The following is a 19,085-nucleotide window of genomic DNA, read 5'->3' as shown; positions in this document are numbered from 1 at the left end:
CGTCCGCAGCCCGAATGTGAGCCCAGGAGAATGTGGTGTCGCGCGTAGTCCCCGGCGTAGCTGCCGATGCCGTCCAGCGTGAAGAGCTGGCTATGCGGCGCATGACCGAGAGTTTGGTCGAAGACCTGTCCGAGAACGTCCCCGTCGACCAGGTGACGTCGGCGGTCGGCGCCGCGCACCACCGATTCACCGGTAAACCGATCCGGGAGTTCGTGCCGATCCTGGTCGAGCGGATCGTGCGCCGCGAACTCGCCGATCCCGACCCGACGGTACGGGTTCCTGCCCCCACGGCCGGCGTGCGCGCCGCGGAACTGATCGCGCGCGAATCGAACACCACCGAGGAACCGCCGAAGCGTGCGGTGAGCAGGCGTGCGGTGGTGCCGTTGTCGATCGGCGCGGCCGTGGTCGTGGCCGGTGTCGTCGCCGGAGTCGTGCTCCTGCCCGGCGGTGCCGATGCGCCGGCAGCCGCTCCTGTCGCCGCCGTGACGGTGGTGCGCGGGGTGGTGGGGTCGGAGAAGATGTCGTTCTTCGCCGACGAGCGCGTGGCGAAGGTGCTCGCCGACAACGGCCTGCGGGTCGAGGTCGAACCGGCCGGTTCGCGCCAGATCGCGACCACCGTCGACCTCGGTGCGTTCGATTTCGCGTTCCCGTCGAGCATTCCGGCCGCCGAGCGAATCCAGCGCCAGCGCAACATCACCACCAAGTACACGCCGTTCTCGTCACCGATCGCCATCGCCACCTACCGGCCGATCGCGGACCTGCTCACAGCGGCCGGAGTGATCAAGCCCGGCGCGGTCGCGACGTTCGACATGGGCAAGTACCTGGAGCTGGCCGGGACCGGCGTGCAGTGGGACGACCTGCCCGACAACACCACCTACCCGGTCGCCAAGAACATCCTGGTCTCGACGACCGACCCGCGCAGCTCGAACTCCGCGGCCATGTACCTCTCGATCGCCAGCTATGTCGCCAACGACCACACCATCGTGCGCGGCGCCACCGCCGAACAGCACGTGTTGCCGGCACTGTCGAAACTGTTCCTCGCCCAGGGTTACACCGACAACAGCAGCGACGGACCGTTCAACCAGTACCTCACCAACGGCATGGGCCCGACCCCGCTGGTCTGCATCTACGAGGCGCAGTTCGTCGAAGCCGCGGGCAAGGGCCGGATCAAGCCGGACATGGTGCTGACCTATCCGGCCCCGACGGTCCTGTCGAGCCACACCCTCGTCCCGCTCGACGCCACCGGCGACAAGATCGGCAAACTGCTCACCGACAACGCCGAATTGCGTCGCCTGGCCGCCGAACACGGCTTCCGTACCGGCGACTCCGCCCAGTTCACCTCGGTCGCCGCCGAACGTTCGGTGCCGGTGGCCGCCGATCTGATCGACGTCGTCGACGTGCCGGCCTACGAGACCCTCGAGCACCTGCTCGACGGGGTTGCCAACTCCTACAACTGAACTCGCCTCCCCGGTTGCCGCGCAGCTCCCCGGCTGCGCGGCACCGGTGTTCCTGTGGCCAGGAGGACGCGTTCAGGACATGCGGCGTCGCACCGATTCGTGTTCAGGTGACGGGCGGACTGTAGTGCCGGATTCGGGGGTTGACACGAGTTCGGCGCACGACTGTACACTGATGTGTTGCCAGGCATCCGAGCTGGCCCGCACTGCGAATGGAGTCCCACCGAGATGGACAAATTCGAACCCGGCCGAGAACTGATCCACGAGCTGTCCATCGCGGCACGCCGCACCGGGACCGCGCTCGCCGCCATCTTGGGCGACGCGGGCCGCAAGAGCGCGCGCGAGGTGGTCGATCTGGCGCACGAGGGACGTGAACTGGTCGCCGGAACGCTGCGGGCCAGCGCTGACGAGCTCCGCCGCCGCCGTTGAGTGCGCCCCCGCGCGGATTCCTCCATGCCGCTGCGGCGTTCGCGGGAAGTCGCCGCGGCGGCGGCGAGCGGGTCTCGGTAGGATTCGGCGGGTGCCAGATTCTTCCGAGATAGCCCGGCTCTTCGATCGGCGACCGCGCCACTGGGGGTCGCCCGCGGACCCGGTGGCTTGGAATGCGGTGCGGGACAAGGTCTGCGCGCAGGTCCCGCCGGAGACCGCGACGGAGTTCGTGACGCTGCTGCGGCGTGAGATCGTCCAGGTGACCGGAGTCGATGTCGACGATGCCGACGCGTTGTCCGGGGCGTCCGTGCTGGTCGAAGGGCGATCCGAAGCTGTGGACCTGCCGACCTGGCGCACCGTTGTGCTGCCGCTGCTGACTGCCCGGGCGCGGCAGCTGTACGGCGAGTTGCCCACCGAGCGTCCCTGACGCATCACGTCGTCGGGCGCGCCAAGGCTCGCTCTCTCCGTCGCGTTCGCGCACTTGCCGTCCTTCGACGAGGAGGGCTCAAGAGCATTCAGTGCACGTCTGTACACTCTACGTGCTGACCGTGTGCTCGCTGACCCGTTCGTCGTCGAGTTCGACGCGACGATCGTCACCGTGGCATTGTCCGCGATCGGCGACGGCCTGCACGTCGGTACCCCAGGGCAACCGCAAGAATTCGCCTGACCTACGGAAGAGACTGTCGGAAAAGAATGTTCGTGGCGAGCGATGAGTTCTTCCGGCGCGCACCGTCTGTATGAGTGCTACCTGTAGCCGAGATCCGGGAGAGCCTCATGACCGCCAGTTCCGCCGTCACCACCGGCACCCTCGTGGTGCCGGACGCCTGCCTGTACTACGAGGTCCGTGGTGCGGGACCGCTGCTCGTCCTCGTCGGTGCCCCGATGAACGCCGCCTCGTTCGCCGCGGCCGCCGAACAACTCGCCACCACCAATACCGTGCTCACCGCCGATCCGCGCGGGCATTTCGGCAGCCCCCTCGACGACCCGAATCAGGATTCGACGGTGCTCGCCCGCGCCGGGGACCTCGCCCAGCTCATCACCCATCTCGGCGCGGGCCCGGCCGTGGTGTTCGGATCCAGCGGTGGCGCGGTCACCGCGTTGGCCCTGGCCCAGACCAACCCCGACCTGGTCACCACTGTCGTGGCCCATGAAGCGCCGCTGCGCGAACTGCTTCCCGACGCCGAAGCTCAGCGCCCACTCACCGAGGACATCGTCGCCACCTACGCCACCGGCGATGTGATCGGCGCGTGGCGAAAGTTCTTCGCCCAAGCCGCTATTGCCATCCCGGAACCGATGCTCGTAGAGATCTTCGGCGGCGACCGCGATCCCCGACAGGTCGCCAGCGAACGTTTCTGGTTCGCCCATGAACTGCGCCCGACCACCGCCTGGGTACCGGACCCGCCGTTGCTGCGTTCGATCCCCACCCGGGTGATCGTCGGGATCGGTGCCGAGTCCACCGGTCAGTTCTGCGATCGCACCTCGCGGGAACTGGCATCGGCGCTGGGCGTCGACCCGGTCCTGTTCCCCGGCGACCACATCGGATTCGTCAACGATGCCGTCACCTTCGCCACCCGCCTGCAAGAAGTACTCGACGAGCCGTGAGCGTGGTTGCTCGCGCACGAGCGGGCCGGGGGAGAAGATGCCAGGCATGAGCGAATCACAGGACTGGAACAGCAAGATCATCGCCGAGTTCCGAGCCAACGAAGGCCGCGTCGGTGGGCCCTTCGAGGGTGCGCCGATGATGCTGGTGCATCACCGAGGGCGGCGCACCGACCGGCAACTGGTGTCGCCGATGATGTACTTGGCCGACGAGAACGACCCGAAGCTCATGTACGTCTTCGCGTCCAAAGCCGGTGCCCCCACCAACCCCGACTGGTACTACAACCTCATCTCGGCGGGCGCGGCCGACGCCGAGGTCGGCACCGAGACCTTTCCGGTCACTGTCGCCGAAGTGACCGGCGAGGAACGCGACCGCCTCTACGCCGAGCAGGCACGACGGTATCCCGGTTTCGCCGGATACGAGGAGAAGACGAAGGGCATCCGCACCATTCCGGTGCTGGCGTTGCGCCGGAACTGATCGGATGAGGTAGCGGGGCAGGGCAACCGGACCGCCCTGCCCCGCTACCGAAGACCGAGACGGGGGTAGTACCGCAGTCCGATGCGTGTGCGGGCCTCGGCTTCCTACCGTTCGATCATGCGTTTTCGAACCCTCACTGCGCCGATATTCGCCGTCGCGCTGGGCTTGTCCGCCTGCACGACCAGCACGGCCGATCCCCTCGCCTCGGCTCGCGTGGACAGCGTGCGCGGCGACCTCCACGCGCTAGTCGGCTCCGGTGCAGTCGGAGCCATCGCCACGCTGACCGCGCACGAAGCCGACACCGTTATCAGTTCCGGACTGGCCGACGCGGGCGCGGCGACCCCGATCGGAACCGATGTTCCCCAACATGTCCGGGTCGGCAGTGTCACCAAGTCGTTCACCGCCGCGATCGTGTTGCAGCTGGTGGCCGAACACCGCGTCGACCTCGACAGGCCCGTCGACACGTATCTGCCCGGATTGCTCACCAGTGCGGGCGTGGACGGGCGCGCGATCACCGTCCGCCAGATCCTGGGCCACCGAAGCGGCCTGCCCGAGCCGGCCCGCTCCCCGGAGCTCGACGAACACGAAGCGGCGAAGAACGGGCGCACCTTCACCCCGGCTCAGGAGGTCGCCCTGGCCCTGGAACATCCGGCGAAGTTCGCGCCCGGCGGCCGGTTCGAGTACGCCAACATCAACTACATCGTCGCGGGGATGCTGATCGAAGCCGTGACCGGGCATCGCTACACCGACGAACTGCGCGACCGCATCCTGACACCGCTCGGCCTGTCGAATACCTACCTGCCCGCCACCGGCGAAACCGGTCTCCGTCAACCGCATCCGACCGGCTACACCACCGTCGACGGGACACTCACCGACACGACCCTGATGGAGCCGTCGGTGCCGTGGGCATCGGGCGCGCTGGTGAGCACCGGCGCCGATGTGAATCGGTTCTTCCTCGCGCTGCTGGCCGGTCGGGTCGTGCCCCAACCCCAACTCGCGCAGATGCTCGACGGCATCGACATGGGCAACGGTGACGGCATGTCCTACGGTCTCGGCCTCGGGTACACCCAGCTGCCGTGCGGTGCACAGTATGTCGGCCACATCGGCGGCATCCCCGGCTTCTCCACTGTCGCCGGTGCCACGGGGTCCGGCCTCGCGGTCACCATCGCCTATACCGGCACATCGTCGTCTGTCGATCTCGGCGGGATGCTCACCCACGCGCTGTGCGACTGAATCCTTCGCTGGTCGGGGCGCCGGCCGCCGCGCAGCAAGGTCGAGGTGACTCCGCGACGCCGTCAACGCGGAAATGGCACACGCTGCAAGTCTGTACCGGGTGCATCAACGATCGCGTTACGGCATCGCTCGCTCACCGTCCGCAGCGCCGCGACGAGCTCAGGCGGTTCGGTGACCGTGAATCCGATGTCCAGGGCGGTGATCATCCAGGCCAGTGCGGCCGGGGAATCGGCGCCCAGATGCAACAGACAGCTGACATCGTCGATCGCTTCGAGGACGCCCATGCCCGGCCAGACCCGATCGGCCACCTCGGTGGCCGACCCGTGCAGGGTGACGACGGTGCGCCACGGCCACGACGCGACCGAGAGCCTGCGGGACAGATAGGTCGCCGCGTCACCGTCGGGCAGCGGTCGCGGGGTGAACCGTGGGCCCGTCGGCACTCGCGGCTCGAGCCGGTCGACGCGGAACGACCGCCAATCGGCTCGATCGACATCCCACCCGACCAGATACCAATGCCTACTCACATTGACCAGCGAATCGGGTTCGACATCGCGGCGAGACGTCCGACCGGCGTGATCGGTGTAGTCGAAGCGCAGACGCTCGTGGCATCGACACGCCTGCGCGATCGTCAGCAGCGTCTCGGATGCCACCCGCGGTGCTTCGGCGGCGACCCGCACCATCGATTGCTGCAAGGTGGTGAGCCGGTGCCGCAGTCGCGAGGGGAGCACCTGTTCCAGCTTGGCGAGCGCGCGCAGCGAGGCGTCCTCGATACCGGTGACCGTGCCGCCCGAGGTGGTGCGCAAGCCGACCGCGACGGCCACGGCCTCCTCGTCGTCGAGCAGCAGCGGCGGCATCGACGCACCCGCTCCCAGCCGATACCCCGCGCTGCCCTGCCATGCCTGCACCGGATAGCCCAATCCGCGCAACCGTTCCACGTCGCGGCGCACGGTGCGCGCGGTGACATCGAGCTTGGTCGCGAGTTCGGCACCCGACCACGCGCGGCGGGTCTGCAACAGCGACAGCAGCCGGAGCAGCCGAGCGGATGTTTCGGACATCTCTCCATCATGCCGCGAACTTAGGAACAGCCCTGACCTAAGTGCTGCCTAGCGTTGTCGGTATGAGCGACATCGACAGCTTCCGGATCGACATCCCGCAATCCGACCTCGACGACCTGCGTGAGCGGCTCGCCCGCACCCGCTGGGTCGACGACCTGCCCGGCACCGGCTGGACCTACGGCCTGCCCACCGCCTATCTGCGCGAGCTCGCCGACTACTGGCAGACCGGGTTCGACTGGCGCGCCGCGGAAACCGCACGCAACGCCCACCCACAGTTCGTCACCGAGATCGATGGGCAGCGCCTGCACTTCACCCACGTGCGCTCACCCGAATCCGGCGCATTGCCGCTGGTCTTGGTACACGGCTGGCCGTTCACCGACTTCGGTGCGACGATCGGACCGCTGACCGACCCCCGCGCGCACGGCGGCGACCCGCGCGACGCCTTCGACCTCATCATCCCGACCCTGCCCGGATTCGGCTTCTCCGGACCCACCCACCAGCCCGGCCAGGCGGCCACCGAGCGATCCGCGGACCTGATCGCCCGGCTGATGGGCGAATTGGGCTACCAGCGCTACGGCGTGCAGGGTAGCGACGCGGGCTCGTTCATCGCCCCGCAGGTGGGTCGGGTCGACACCGAGCGGGTCGCCGGTGTGCACCTCAACGCCGCGATCACCATCCCCGCCTGGAACGACGACGGTGCGGGCTACACCGAGCAGGATCAGGAAAAGCTCGCCGCGCTCCAGGATTGGAGCAGCAACGAAACTTCTGCCTACGCGGGTGTGCACAGCACCCGCCCGCACACCCTGGCCCACGCCCTCGCCGATTCACCAGCAGGTCTGCTCGCGTGGGTCGTCGATGTCGTCAACACCTACAAGGACCCCGCCGCCGCGCTGCCCGAGGATTCCCTCGACCGCGACGCCATGCTCGCCGAAACAGCGATCTTGTGGTTCACCGGGACCGCGGGCTCCTCGATGCGGCTGTACAAGGAATCCCAGCAGTGGGGCGCGGACCTGCCCAGCTCCGGTGTCCCCACAGCGGTCGCGGTCTTCCCCGGTGACACCACGATTCGCGGCATCGCCGAGAAGCAGAACAACCTCGTCCGGTGGACCGAATACGACCGCGGGGGCCACTTCGCCGCGATGGAAGTGCCCGAGCTGCTGATCGAGGATGTGCGCGAGTTCTTCCGGTCGGTGCGGTAGGAGTCGGCGGCCCCCGGGTTATGGCCGGGGGCCGCCGCCGTCTCGATGCCACGCGGCACCGATCTCGCTCAGCCGCTCGACGGCGTAGGTGGGGTCGATCAATGCCTCCGGGGTGTGGATGCCCGGTGCGGGACGGTCGCCGCGCAGGCCGAGCAGCCGTTCGACGCCGAGTGCGATCCCCACTGCGGTCAGCGGTCGCTGACCGTCCTGATGGACGAGGTGCTGTGTTCTGTTGAGCGGTGCGCCGTTCCGGCCGGTTCCGGCGAGATCGATCCGAACCTCGACGGAGGCAGGTTCACCGCGCCGCCGGCTCGGGGTGGCACCGACCGCGAAGTCGACCCGGACGTTCGGTGCGCCGGTAGCGAGGGCCAGGCTGGGCACGTCGAGAACCGGGATGCTCTGGCCGGGCAGGGCGGTGCCGTCGACGGTGCGGACGTCGGCTTGCGCGTCGGCCTCGGCGAGCCAGGTGAAGACGCCGTCGCGGCGCACGAGACCCGCCGTGGTGACGGCCGACCAGCGTTCCAGGTCGGCGATTCCCGCGGGTCCGCCGGTGTCGGTGTCATCGAGCGCGACGCCGACTCGGACCGTGTCGACCCGGTCGAACTCGCGCGTGGAATCCAGTGCGGCGAGAACGATGATGCCCGCCATCAAGTGGCTGGCGACCAGAACCGGCGCCGCACTGGACCTTTGTGCGCCCGCGACGATCTCCGGGCCGATGTCGAGCAGGCCGCTGGAGATGCTGAGGTAGGGCAGGCCACGGTCCTGTGCGTAGTGCAGGCCGTTGAGCCGATGGTCCCACAGGGTCGCCACGACCGCGGAGTAGTCGGCGTCGGCGAGACCGAGGTCGCGGCGTGACAGATCGATCGTCACCGCCGTGGCAGTGCCGACGGCGTCGGCGACCCGTTGCGCACGACCGAGATCACGGCCCGCGATGGTCAACGGCAGGGTCGGATGCCATTGACGCAACAGGGCGGCGGTGTCCGACCCCGCCTGTCCCGACCCGCCCAAGATCAGTACCGATTGCTCCATGCTGAAATCCCTCTCCACTAAGCTACAAAATGTAACTTACTCTTTGTAGCTAAGCTGTGGACATGGCGCAAGGGAGGACGATGACCACACGATCGGGCAGATTGGCGAAGCCGGCCAGGCGCGAGCAGCTGCTCGACACCGCCTTGACGCTGGTGCGAGAGCAAGGCACCGACGGCCTGACCTTGGCCACTCTCGCCGAAGCTGCGGGCGTGAGTAGGCCGATCGTCTACGACCACTTCGGTACCCGCCCCGAACTGCTCCTCGCGCTCTACCGTCAACTCGACGAACGCCACCGCCTGGCCTCGGAACAAGCCGCCCGCGACGCCACCCCCACCGTCGACGAGATCGCCCGCGTCATGGGCACCGCCTACTTCGCCTGCGCCACCGACATGCCCGAATTCGACGCGATTTCCGCCGCCCTGAAAGGCAATCCGGACGTCCAGGCGATCCAGCACGACATGCTCGACAGCTACCGCGACTGGATGGCAGCCACCCTGCAACCGTTCTCGCCACTCACCGCCACAGCACTGCGACTGCGCTGCGTCGGCGTGCTCGGCGCGGCCGAAACACTGGCCGCGGAACTGAACCTGGGTACGACCACGCCCGACGAAGCGATCTCGGCGCTGACCGATCTGATCGTCGGCAGCATCGGCGTGCGATAGCGGCACCGCAGCAGACCGAAGCTGATGCCGTTGTCCGCCGACAGGGGACGGCGTCGGACGCCTGTCGAAGCGACAGCGCCTCCGGGGCCCGAAACCCTTGGCGTAGGCCAGGACTGGATCGTTTGCATGCTTGTCGTTCCCGCCGAGCCGGTAGTGTCGGACACCGTGCGAGGGGTGGTTGTCGACTCAGCTCGATCTCCTTCTACGACCGATGATCCACGCCCGCCCTTCGCGGGGTTCGCTGTTACGGTGGTGGCAGTGGTCTTCGGCATCGTCGCGACGCTGTCCGCGACGCGGTACGGCTACTACTACGACGAGCTGTATTTCATCGCCGCGGGCAAGCACCCTGCGTTCGGCTATGCCGACCAAGGTCCACTGGTGCCGCTGCTCGCGCGCTCGATGGACTGGCTGTTTCCCGGATCGTTCATCGCGTTGCGCATTCCGGCAGTGGTGGCGTCGCTCGCCGTAGTGGTGTTGAGCGCGGTCATCGCCCGCGAACTGGGCGGTGCTCGCGGAGCCCAGTCACTGACAGCGATCGCCTGCGCGACATCGGCGTTCGTACTCGGTCAGGCGCAGACTCTGTCGACGAACGCCATCGATACCTTGCTGTGGGCGGTGCTCACCTGGCTGCTGGTGCGCTGGGTACGGACCCGCGACGATGCTTTGCTGTGGGCGGCTGGGCTCGCGACAGCCGTTGCCGTGCAGGTCAAATGGCTGATCCCGATTTTCTGGATCGCGGTGGTCGTCGCCGTGGCCTGGCTGGGGCCCCGAGCGTTGTTGCGGCGACCGGCGCTGTGGTGGAGCGCGAGCATTGTGCTGCTGGCGGCAGCGCCGGGGCTGATCTGGCAGGCCATGAACGGTTGGCCGCATCTGGGCATGGGGGCGGTGGTTCGCGGCCAGACCGGCGGTTTCGCCGGATCGTTGTGGTTCGTCCCGCGCACCTTGCCATGGTGGGGTCCGCTCGCCGCGGTGCTCGCGGTGTGCGGTGTGTGGCAGTTGTGCCGATCGCCGCTCCTGCGCCGCTACCGGTTCCTCGGTGTGGCGTTTCTACTGGCGGTGGCGATCATCGCGATCAGCGGCGGTCGCAGCGGCTACGGTGCGGGCATCTACCCGGTGGTGATCGCGGCCGGGGCCGTCGGATCGGCCGCGATACCCAGACGCTGGCTCACCATTGTCGCGGTGCAGGCGGCAGCGCTGTCGATGGTTGCGGCCGTCGTGTACGTGACGCCGTGGCGTGCCGCCTCGGACTACGCCCCTGCCCCCGATCTCGCTGCCGCACTGGGACCTTCGGCATACAGCGAACTCGGATGGCCCGAGCTGGTGGCGGCTGCCGCGAACGCCTACCGCGCATTACCGCCGCACCAGCAGCGCACGGCCGTGGTCGTGACGCAATGGTATGTACAAGCGTCAGCGCTCGATCACGCTCGTTCCACTGCGGGTCTACCGCCGGTCTTCAGTCCGAACCGCGGCTTCGGCTACTTCGGCGTCCCGCCGGATACCGCGGACACCGTCGTCTACGTCGGCGGTACCGAAGCGGATCTGCGTCGCTGGTTCACCTCCGTCGTCCCAGCGGGCCGAACCGACTACCCGCTCGGAATTCCCGGCATCACCACCGATGCCACGATCTGGGAATGCGTGGGTCCGATACAGCCGTGGTCGTCGATGTGGTCGACGATGCGCGGCCTCTGACACCAGGAAGTGAGTATCGCGTGGGCAACGAACCTGAAATCCGCACGGGCGCCGGTGTTGTGCGCGGCCGGTGGGAAGGCGCTGTCGCGGTCTTTCGGGGGATCAGCTATGCAGCGCCGCCGGTCGGCGCGCGACGGTTCGCGGCGCCTGGGCCTGCACAGCGGTGGCAGGGCGTTCGCGACGCGCTGATGTTCGGCCCTCCAGTTCCACAGGTCCGCAATGGCGGTTCGGTGATGTCGTCGGCGTCCGGCTCGACCGATGACGGATCCGAGGACTGTTTGACCCTGAATGTCTGGTCACCCGACCTCGGGGCCGCGAAACTGCCGGTGATGGTGTGGATCCAGGGCGGCACCTACCTCGAGAACGACACCGCCAACCCGCATTGCGACGGTGCGCTGCTCGCAGCGGCCGGCGTGGTGGTGGTCAGCATGAACTATCGAGTCGGCGTCGACGGTTTCGCCCGCATTGCCGGAGCTCCGGACAATCGCGGCATCCTCGACCAGATCGCTGCTCTGCGCTGGGTCCAGGACAACATCGCCGCATTCGGTGGCGACCCCGCCAACGTCACCGTTTTCGGGCAGTCCGCGGGCGGTGCGTCCATCGGTGCGCTGCTGGTGATGCCGATGGCGGCCGGACTGTTTCGCAGAGCGATCAGCCAGAGCATGCCCGGCACCTATTTCACTCCGAGCCTTGCCGCCGCGATCTCGACCACGATCGCCGCACAGCTCGGCGTCCAGGCCACCGTCGAAGACCTCGCCCTGCTGCCGCCACGCGCACTCACCGACGCCACCACCGCGGTGATCGCCGCGATGCCCGAGTTCGTCGATGCCTGGGGCCCGATGGCGCTCACGCCCACCCCGTTCTCCCCTGTTGTCGACGGTGAGATATTGCCGTGCGCGCCGTGGCGTGCGATCGCGGGCGGTGCCGCACGCGACGTCGACCTGCTCGTCAGCCACACCCGTGACGAGTTCCGCCTCTACACATCTCGCCCGGGGAGCGAACCGGCACCGGAGACCATGACCGCAGCTTTTCGCCACCTCGCACCAGGCACGGATGGTGACAGGCGCTACCGCGCCGCCTATCCGGAGGCGACATCTGGCCAGCTGTTCGAAATCCTCAACTCCGACTGGCTGTTCCGGATGCCGAGCCTGCATCTGGCCGATGCTGCGCACGCGGGCGGCGGGCGCGTGTGGCTGTGCGAACTGGCGTGGAGCTTCAACTCGCAACAGGGCGCCGCGCACTGCCTGGACTTCCTGCTCGTCCTCGGCACCCTCGGTCCCGACGAGGTCCGCGCCCACCGCTTCGCCCATCCGAACGCCGCGAACGAAATCACCGATGTCGCCCACCGCATGCGTACCGACTGGGTGAATTTCGCTACCTCGGGAACCGCCGGCTGGGCGCCCTACGATCCACAGGCGCGAACCACGCGCGTCTACCACGCCGAACCCATCACCCAGCCCTACCCCGAAGAACGCTCCCGCCGCATCTGGGCAGCCCACCAGTTCGACACCCTGGACCTCCCGAGCTGAATCACCCAGCCGGTCTCGTCCGGCATGCACCGGCCGCATCTTTCGGAGAAGCTATGTCGGTGGGCGGTGACACGGTAGAGCTCGATACGTCGACGAGTTGTACGAACCAATCGCTGTCGTAGGCGACTTGGAAACCCAATAGGTCGACGTAGAAGTCACGCGTCGTAGCGAGTTGGTCGCTAAGGATGTTCACAAAGCTCCGTGCAATGGTCACATCGGCGAGACCAGGGGTTTCGATCCGGTTCGCCCATTAGATTGAAAGAGTGTTCACCTCCAGTGGAATTCCGGTCGGGTCCGGGCACAGATTGATCTCACCCAGTGTCGATATGTACGGAGAATGGCGCGACGCGCATGTCGAATGGGGGCCCGGTGTCCACGAGGACGGTTTCGGTTTGTTGCCGAGTGACGATGTCGACTCGGCGAGTGGATTCGAGCTCTGGGTCGCGCGCCTCATCACCGCGTCAGGGGACGGGCGTTGCTCGTATCGCTGGATAGTCGAGGGTGATCGTGTGCTCGGCGGGATCGCATTGCGGCACGGGGACGGTGAACTTGTGCGGGCGGTCGGGCATATCGGGTACGGGATCCGGCCGTCCGCGCGCCGTCGAGGGCTGGCCACGTGGGCATTGGGAGAGATCATCGCTGAGGCGCGAGTGGCTGGGATGGACCGAGTACTGGTAGTTTGCGCGGCCGAGAATATCGGGTCGGTGAAGACGATCGAGCGCTGTGGTGGCGTCCTCGAGAGCATCCAGGACACCGAACTCGGTCCGGCACGGCGGTATCGGATCACGGTCGGGGAATCGCGCACGTAGGCCACTGGTGGGAGGGGCGAGCGAAGGATCGGCCTGCTGGGCGAATGGTCGCGGCGATGGTCATGATCTGGCCGTGGAATCAGTAAGCACCGCGCTCGTGCGCCAACTGTGAAGAGCTCAACCATCCTTCAGGTCAAGCCCGAAATCGGCCGAGCTGTTATCGGCGTTCGATCGTGGCGAGCCAGGCGGAGGCCGAGTCGGCGAAGCGTGTTCGGAGATGCTCGGGGGCGATGGCGGCGATATGCCAGGCCGGGTTGTCATCGAAGGGCGCGGTGAGTGCTTGCCTGGTGACGGGGTGCGGACCGGTGTCAGGACCGGTATCGCTGAAGCACAATACGTACAGGGTGCCACCGGAGTCGGTGACCGAGGCCAGGCTTGCCGCGTACTCGGTGCGTTCGGACTCGTCGAAGGTGTGGAACAGGCCGCAGTCGAGGACTGTTTCGAAGCGGCGATACAGGCGCTGGAGATGTAGGGCGTCTGCCATGGCGAAGGCCACCTCGATCCCGCGATCGTCGGCTGCCTGCCTGGCGGTGGCCAACGCCGTTTCGGCCACGTCGACGCCCAGCACGGGCAACCCGCGGGCGGCGATGAACAGGGCGTTGTCGCCGGTGCCACACCCGACATCGAGGACCGGTCCGCAGAACCCGCCTGATTCGGCCAGCCGCACGACAGCGGGCTGCGGGGTACCGATGTCCCACGGTGCGGGGCCGTCGAGATAGGACGCGTTCCACGGCTGACCGGCCTGGCGTTCGTGGCTGGTCGGTGGGCGGGGGTCGGGCGGGGAACTCGGCGGCATCAGCGGATGAACAGGTTGGAGCGGTCGGCGAGGTCGAGAACCGGCTGGGGGAACAGACCGAGCAACACGGTGGCGCCCGCGCTGAACGCCACGACCAAGGTGGTGGCGAACGGGGCGGTCACGATGGGCGCGTCGGCCGGAGGGTCGGTGAAGAACATCAGCACGATGACCCGGACGTAGAAGAAGGCCGCGATGGCGCTGCAGAGGACACCGACGATCACCAAGGCGGTATAGCCCGCACCGGAGGCAGCGGCGAAGACCGCGAACTTGCTGACGAATCCGCTGGTGAGCGGGAGACCGGCGAAAGACAGCAGCAACAGGGCGAATGCCGAAGCGAGCCACGGGGATCGGCGACCGAGGCCCGCCCACTGCGACAGCGCGGTCGCTTCGTCACCGGAGGCGTCACGCACCAGACTGACCACCGCGAACGCACCGACGGTGCCGAGGCCGTAGGCCAGCAGGTAGAACAGCACGGCGGCCACGCCGGCGCTGTCGGCGGCGACGACACCGACGAGCAGAAAACCGGCGTGCGCGATCGAGGAGTAGGCCAGCATGCGCTTCACATCGGTCTGGGTGATCGCCATGACCGCACCGACGACCATCGTCGCCACCGCGACCGCGGCGAGCACCGGGCGCCAATCCGAGCCCAGCGCACCGACTCCCACCATCAGTACCCGCATGGTCGCCCCGACGGCCGCGATCTTGGTGGCGGCGGCCATGAACGCGGTGATCGGGGTCGGGGCGCCCTGATAGACATCGGGCACCCAGGCCTGGAACGGCACTGCACCGATCTTGAACAGCAGCCCGACGGCGAGCATGCCGAGACCGAGCAGGGCCAGAGTCGCGTTCTCGGGCTGCTTGTCCAGTGCCGCACCGATTCCCGGCAGCGACACCGTGCCGGTCTGCCCGTAGAGCAGCGCGACACCGTAGAGGAAGAACGCCGAGGAAAACGCACCGAGCAGGAAGTACTTCATCGCCGCTTCTTGCGAGAGCAACCGCCTGCGGCGAGCCAGCCCACACAGCAGATACAGCGGCAGCGACAGCACTTCGAGCGCGACGAACATCGTCAGCAGATCGTTCGACGCGGGAAACAGCAGCAGACCACCGACCGCGATCATCGTCAGCGGGAACACCTCGGTGGTCGAAACCCCCGAGCGCACCGCCGCGAGCTCGTGCGCGCTGCCGGGCACCGCGGAGGCCTGCGGTGTGAACGCGTCGACCCCTCGATCCAACGCGGCCGCCGCCCGACTCCACGTGCCCGGCCCGCTGCGCGCCCGCGGGACCGCCCCACGCTCGGCGATCAGCAGCAGGCCCAGCAGCGAGACCAGCAGGATCGTGCCCTGCAGGAACAGCGTGACCCCGTCGATCGCGACCGCGCCCATCACCGCGGTGCCCTCGGATCCCGCGAGCAGCACCACGGCCACCAGAGCGCCGACCACACCAGCCGACCCGAGCACCAACTGCGTCGGATACCGGTAGGGCCGCGGCACGAACGCTTCGACGAGTACACCCACCACGCCGACCCCGAACACGATCAGCATCGGGGCGAGCAGGTGGTATTCGATGCTCGGTGCGGGCGCGATGGCCGCGAGCTCGGTGATGGTCACAGAGTCCGTCCTCATTTGTGGCCGCCTGCGGGCGGGGTGGCCGCACCTGCTTCGGGAGCGGGGACCGTCGGAGCGGGATCGTGCTTACCGATCGTCGAGAGAGTGTGTCCCACCGCGGGATCCACCAGATCCAGGATCGGTTTCGGATAGAACCCGAGCACCAGCAGCGCGATCAGCAGCGGCACCACCACGGCCAGCTCGCGCGGCACCAGATCACGCAGGTGTTCGTTGCCCTTCTTCAGCGGGCCGGTCATCAACCGCTGATACAGCCACAGCACATAGATCGCGGCCAAGACCAGTGCGCCGGTCGCGATCACCGCTGCCACCTGGTACTTCGGGAAAGTGCCGATCAGGACCAGGAATTCGCTGACGAACGGCGCGAGCCCGGGCAGCGAGAGCGTGGCCAGGCCCGCGATGAAGAACGTGCCCGCCAGCACCGGCGCGACCTTCTGCACGCCGCCGTACTCGGCGATCATCCTGGTGCCACGCCGGGAGACGAGGAACCCGGCGATGAGAAACAGTGCGGCCGTGGACAGTCCGTGGTTGACCATGTACAGCGTCGCCCCGGATTGGGACTGGCTGGTCATGGCGAAGATGCCGAGGATGATGAACCCGAAGTGCGAGATCGAGGTGTAGGCGATCAGGCGCATCACATCGGTTTGACCGATGGCGAGCAGCGCGCCGTAGAGGATGCCGATGACGGCCAGGGTGATCACCAAGGGCGCGAAGGTGTCCGATGCCAGGGGGAACAACAGCAGGCAGTAGCGCAGCATGCCGAAGGTGCCGACCTTGTCGACCACCGCCATCATCAGCACCGCGCTGGACGGGGTGGCCGAGACCGCCGCGTCGGGCAGCCACGTGTGCAGCGGCCACAGCGGCGCCTTCACGGCGAAGGCGAACATGAACCCGAGGAACAGGGCGTTGAGAACCGCTGTGCTGCCCCCGAGTTCACCGTTGTTGGCCGCGGCGACCACGACGCGCAGATCGAAGGTCCCCGCCGACCCCTCGCCGAGGCCCGCCTGGGCGGTCAGCACGTACAACCCGATGACCGCGGCGAGCATGATCAGCCCACCGAAGAGGTTGTAGAGCAAGAACTTCACCGCCGCGCGCGAGCGTTGGGCGCGGACCGCGGCGTCGGTGGTGCGGGTGCCGAAGCCGCCGATGAGGAAGTACATCGGGATCAGCATCGCTTCGAAGAACACGTAGAACAGCAGGATGTCGAGGGCGAGGAAGGAGATCAGCACCATCGACTCGACCAGCAGCATCAACGCCATGTAGAGGTGGATGGTCTTGGGTCCGTCGCCGGTGGGGGTGTCGTCGTTCCAGCCTGCCAGGATCAGCAGCGGCACCAGCACCGCTGTCAGCAGGACCAGGGCGGTGGCGATACCGTCGAGGCCGAGTGTGTAGCCCACACCGAATGTCGGGATCCATTCGTGGGATTCGACGAATTGGTACTGGGCACCGCCGGGCTTGAACCGCACCGCGAGGACAACGGCCAGTGCGAGCACACCGATCGACACCGCGAACGCCACGCCACGCGCCACCGTGCGGCGGGCGGCGGGCAGGACGAGCACCACACCCGCCCCGATCGCGGGGGCGAGCCAGAGCGTCGTCAGCCAGGGAAACGAGTTCACCAGAACCTCACCGCCAGCAGGGCGGCGGCCACCAGGGCCGCGCCGGTGAACATGGACAGGGCGTAGGAGCGCACGAAACCCGTCTGCACCTTGCGAATTCGCGCCGACAGTCCGCCGATCGAGGCAGCGGTTCCGTTGACGATCCCGTCGACGCCCTTCGCGTCGAGGAACACCAGCGCCCTCGTGAGGTGGCGGCCCGGGCGTTCGAACACGGCTTCGTTGATCTTGTCGCCGTAGAGATCGGCACGGGCGGCCCCGGTCAGCACGCTGACCGGCTCGGGCGCGACCTCAGGGATCGGGCTCTCGGCGTACTTGCGGTAGGCCACGGCGACACCGACGGCGACCGCGGTCAATGCCAGGCCGGTGACCACCGCCGCGGGAATCACCGGCTCCGCGTGATGGGAACCGACGACGGGTTCGAGCCAGTTCACCAGCGACGAGCCCCAGACGAACAGACCACCGGCGAAGACCGATCCGAACGCGAGCAGGATCATCGGCCCGGTCATCACCGCCGGTGACTCGTGCGGGTGGGTGTCGGGCTTCCAGCGGCGCTCACCGAAGAAGGTCATCAGCATGACGCGGGTCATGTAGAACGCGGTGAGCGCGGCGCCGACGAGAGTGACCGCGCCGAGCAGGATTCCGGTGGATCCGCCGTGGTCGAAGGCTGCCTCGATGATCTTGTCCTTGGAGAAGAACCCGGACAACGGTGGCACTCCGATGATGGCGAGATAGCCCAGGCCGAAGGTGATGAACGTGATCGGCATCAGCGTGCGCAGGCCGCCGTAGCGGCGCATATCTGTTTCGTCGTTCATCGCGTGCATCACCGAGCCGGCGCCGAGGAACAGCCCTGCCTTGAAGAAGCCGTGGGTGAGCAGGTGCATGATCGCGAACGCGTACCCGGCCGGGCCGAGGCCGACGGCCAGGATCATGTACCCGATCTGGCTCATCGTCGAGGCCGCGAGGGCCTTCTTGATGTCGTCCTTGGCGCAGCCGATGACGGCGCCGAACAGCAACGTCACCGCACCGACGGCGAGCACCGCCGTGCGCGCGTTCGGCGCGAGGTCGTAGATCGGGTTGGCGCGGGCGATCAGGTACACACCGGCGGTGACCATGGTGGCGGCGTGGATGAGCGCCGAGACCGGAGTGGGGCCTTCCATCGCGTCGCCGAGCCACGACTGCAGGGGCACCTGCGCGGATTTTCCGCAGGCGGCCAGCAACAACAGCAGACCAATCGCGGTGAGGGTGCCTTCGCTCGCGCCCGGGGTCGCCGCGAACACAGTGCGGAAGTCGAAGGAACCGAATGCCGCGAACATGACCATCATGGCGATGGCAAGGCCCATGTCGCCGACCCGGTTGACCACGAACGCCTTCTTGGCTGCCGTTGCGGCCGAGGGCTTCTCGTACCAGAAGCCGATCAGCAGATAGGACGCCAGGCCCACGCCTTCCCAGCCCAGGTAGAGCACGAGGAAGTTGTCGGCCAGGACCAGGACGAGCATCGCGGCCAGGAACAAGTTGAGATAGCCGAAGAACCGGCGCTTGCCCGGATCATGGCTCATGTAGCCGATCGAGTAGAGGTGGATCAGCGACCCGACCCCGGTGATGAGCAGTGCGAAGCAGATCGACAACTGGTCCAGTTGCAGGCTGAACCCGACCTGTAGATCACCGACGGGCACCCAGTTGAACAGTTCCTTGTGCACGGCCCGGTCGGCGTCGGCGCGCCCGAGCATGCCGAAGAACGCGACAGCGGCGACGACGAACGAGGACAGCGCGGCCGTCGTGGCGAGGTAGGGGCCCCAGCGGTCGGTGAGGTGACCGAACAGGAGCAGAACGATCGCCCCTGCGAGCGGGAGGGCGGGCAGCAGCCACAGCGTTGCGGTACCCAT

The 19,085-nt window shown here is 67.6% G+C and carries 17 protein-coding genes; 11 read left to right on the top strand and 6 right to left on the bottom strand.

Features of this window, described 5'->3' with window-relative positions:
* Positions 1-35: 35 nt before the first annotated feature.
* The 6 genes from ACWDXS_RS05765 to ACWDXS_RS05740 all read left to right on the top strand — a co-directional run bounded on the left by ACWDXS_RS05765 (position 36) and on the right by ACWDXS_RS05740 (position 5,193).
* Positions 36-1,457, top strand: a complete 1,422-nt coding sequence (locus tag ACWDXS_RS05765; RefSeq protein ID WP_449962453.1) for a three-helix bundle dimerization domain-containing protein — start codon at positions 36-38, stop codon at positions 1,455-1,457.
* Positions 1,458-1,682: 225 nt separating this feature from the next.
* Positions 1,683-1,883 carry a hypothetical protein gene (locus ACWDXS_RS05760; protein WP_378629218.1) on the top strand — a complete coding sequence of 67 codons (201 nt, stop codon included), beginning with the start codon at positions 1,683-1,685 and terminating at the stop codon, positions 1,881-1,883.
* 91 nt (positions 1,884-1,974) lie between these two features.
* Positions 1,975-2,310 (top strand): hypothetical protein, encoded by a 336-nt coding sequence (locus ACWDXS_RS05755; protein WP_379312105.1) that lies wholly within the window; start codon positions 1,975-1,977, stop codon positions 2,308-2,310.
* Positions 2,311-2,657: 347 nt separating this feature from the next.
* Positions 2,658-3,485, top strand: coding sequence for an alpha/beta fold hydrolase (locus ACWDXS_RS05750; RefSeq protein ID WP_449962449.1), 828 nt, complete (start codon positions 2,658-2,660; stop codon positions 3,483-3,485).
* Between the two features lie 46 nt (positions 3,486-3,531).
* Positions 3,532-3,960, top strand: coding sequence for a nitroreductase/quinone reductase family protein (locus ACWDXS_RS05745; RefSeq protein ID WP_449962446.1), 429 nt, complete (start codon positions 3,532-3,534; stop codon positions 3,958-3,960).
* A 117-nt stretch (positions 3,961-4,077) separates the two neighbouring features.
* Complete coding sequence (locus ACWDXS_RS05740; protein ID WP_449962444.1) at positions 4,078-5,193, top strand: serine hydrolase domain-containing protein; 1,116 nt, start codon at positions 4,078-4,080, stop codon at positions 5,191-5,193.
* Positions 5,194-5,255: 62 nt separating this feature from the next.
* On the opposite strand, the gene ACWDXS_RS05735 is transcribed toward ACWDXS_RS05740, so the two are convergent.
* Positions 5,256-6,248, bottom strand: coding sequence for a helix-turn-helix transcriptional regulator (locus ACWDXS_RS05735; protein ID WP_449962441.1), 993 nt, complete (start codon positions 6,246-6,248; stop codon positions 5,256-5,258).
* A gap of 62 nt (positions 6,249-6,310) precedes the next feature.
* On the opposite strand from ACWDXS_RS05735, the gene ACWDXS_RS05730 reads away from it, so the two are divergent.
* On the top strand, positions 6,311-7,447 hold the full coding sequence (locus ACWDXS_RS05730) for an epoxide hydrolase family protein (RefSeq protein ID WP_449962438.1): 1,137 nt from the start codon (positions 6,311-6,313) through the stop codon (positions 7,445-7,447).
* 18 nt (positions 7,448-7,465) lie between these two features.
* Here the strand turns inward: ACWDXS_RS05730 and ACWDXS_RS05725 are convergent, their stop codons facing one another.
* The gene (locus ACWDXS_RS05725) at positions 7,466-8,476 is read right to left on the bottom strand and encodes a saccharopine dehydrogenase (protein ID WP_449962435.1); all 1,011 of its coding nucleotides are present in this window, start codon (positions 8,474-8,476) and stop codon (positions 7,466-7,468) included.
* Positions 8,477-8,556: 80 nt separating this feature from the next.
* Here ACWDXS_RS05725 and ACWDXS_RS05720 point away from each other — a divergent pair, with 80 nt between their 5' ends.
* From ACWDXS_RS05720 to ACWDXS_RS05705, 4 genes are all read left to right on the top strand, one after another.
* Entirely contained in the window at positions 8,557-9,138 is a 582-nt protein-coding gene (locus ACWDXS_RS05720) for a TetR/AcrR family transcriptional regulator (RefSeq protein ID WP_449962432.1), read from the top strand.
* Between the two features lie 249 nt (positions 9,139-9,387).
* Positions 9,388-10,827 carry an ArnT family glycosyltransferase gene (locus ACWDXS_RS05715; RefSeq protein ID WP_449962430.1) on the top strand — a complete coding sequence of 480 codons (1,440 nt, stop codon included), beginning with the start codon at positions 9,388-9,390 and terminating at the stop codon, positions 10,825-10,827.
* A gap of 20 nt (positions 10,828-10,847) precedes the next feature.
* Positions 10,848-12,356, top strand: coding sequence for a carboxylesterase/lipase family protein (locus ACWDXS_RS05710; protein WP_449962427.1), 1,509 nt, complete (start codon positions 10,848-10,850; stop codon positions 12,354-12,356).
* Positions 12,357-12,619: 263 nt separating this feature from the next.
* Positions 12,620-13,165, top strand: coding sequence for a GNAT family N-acetyltransferase (locus ACWDXS_RS05705; RefSeq protein WP_449962424.1), 546 nt, complete (start codon positions 12,620-12,622; stop codon positions 13,163-13,165).
* Positions 13,166-13,322: 157 nt separating this feature from the next.
* On the opposite strand, the gene ACWDXS_RS05700 is transcribed toward ACWDXS_RS05705, so the two are convergent.
* The 4 genes from ACWDXS_RS05700 to nuoL are packed head-to-tail and all read right to left on the bottom strand — an operon-like array spanning position 13,323 to position 19,085.
* Positions 13,323-13,961, bottom strand: coding sequence for a class I SAM-dependent methyltransferase (locus ACWDXS_RS05700; RefSeq protein WP_387445029.1), 639 nt, complete (start codon positions 13,959-13,961; stop codon positions 13,323-13,325).
* A complete protein-coding gene (gene nuoN / locus ACWDXS_RS05695; protein WP_449962420.1) occupies positions 13,961-15,583 on the bottom strand; it encodes an NADH-quinone oxidoreductase subunit NuoN in 1,623 nt (540 codons plus the stop codon). The genes ACWDXS_RS05700 and nuoN overlap by 1 nt, the downstream gene beginning before the upstream one ends.
* Positions 15,580-17,202: an NADH-quinone oxidoreductase subunit M gene (locus ACWDXS_RS05690; RefSeq protein WP_387445027.1), complete on the bottom strand. Its 1,623-nt coding sequence runs from the start codon at positions 17,200-17,202 to the stop codon at positions 15,580-15,582. Before ACWDXS_RS05690 ends, nuoN begins: the two co-directional genes overlap by 4 nt.
* On the bottom strand, positions 17,199-19,085 hold the full coding sequence (gene nuoL / locus ACWDXS_RS05685) for an NADH-quinone oxidoreductase subunit L (protein ID WP_449962418.1): 1,887 nt from the start codon (positions 19,083-19,085) through the stop codon (positions 17,199-17,201). The genes ACWDXS_RS05690 and nuoL overlap by 4 nt, the downstream gene beginning before the upstream one ends.

The sequence above is a fragment of the Nocardia sp. NPDC003183 genome, from assembly GCF_053590715.1.
This window is presented reverse-complemented; position numbering and strand designations above follow the sequence as displayed.

Excerpts from the sequence above, each read along its gene's own strand:
- ACWDXS_RS05760 (WP_378629218.1), top strand. The coding sequence starts at position 1,683 with ATGGACAAATTCGAACCCGGCCGAGAACTGATCCACGAGCTGTCCATC.
- ACWDXS_RS05750 (WP_449962449.1), top strand. The coding sequence starts at position 2,658 with ATGACCGCCAGTTCCGCCGTCACCACCGGCACCCTCGTGGTGCCGGAC.
- ACWDXS_RS05745 (WP_449962446.1), top strand. The coding sequence starts at position 3,532 with ATGAGCGAATCACAGGACTGGAACAGCAAGATCATCGCCGAGTTCCGA.
- ACWDXS_RS05740 (WP_449962444.1), top strand. The coding sequence starts at position 4,078 with ATGCGTTTTCGAACCCTCACTGCGCCGATATTCGCCGTCGCGCTGGGC.
- ACWDXS_RS05735 (WP_449962441.1), bottom strand. The coding sequence starts at position 6,248 with ATGTCCGAAACATCCGCTCGGCTGCTCCGGCTGCTGTCGCTGTTGCAG.
- ACWDXS_RS05730 (WP_449962438.1), top strand. The coding sequence starts at position 6,311 with ATGAGCGACATCGACAGCTTCCGGATCGACATCCCGCAATCCGACCTC.
- ACWDXS_RS05725 (WP_449962435.1), bottom strand. The coding sequence starts at position 8,476 with ATGGAGCAATCGGTACTGATCTTGGGCGGGTCGGGACAGGCGGGGTCG.
- ACWDXS_RS05720 (WP_449962432.1), top strand. The coding sequence starts at position 8,557 with ATGACCACACGATCGGGCAGATTGGCGAAGCCGGCCAGGCGCGAGCAG.
- ACWDXS_RS05700 (WP_387445029.1), bottom strand. The coding sequence starts at position 13,961 with ATGCCGCCGAGTTCCCCGCCCGACCCCCGCCCACCGACCAGCCACGAA.
- nuoN (WP_449962420.1), bottom strand. The coding sequence starts at position 15,583 with ATGAGGACGGACTCTGTGACCATCACCGAGCTCGCGGCCATCGCGCCC.
- nuoL (WP_449962418.1), bottom strand. The coding sequence starts at position 19,085 with ATGGGTACCGCAACGCTGTGGCTGCTGCCCGCCCTCCCGCTCGCAGGG.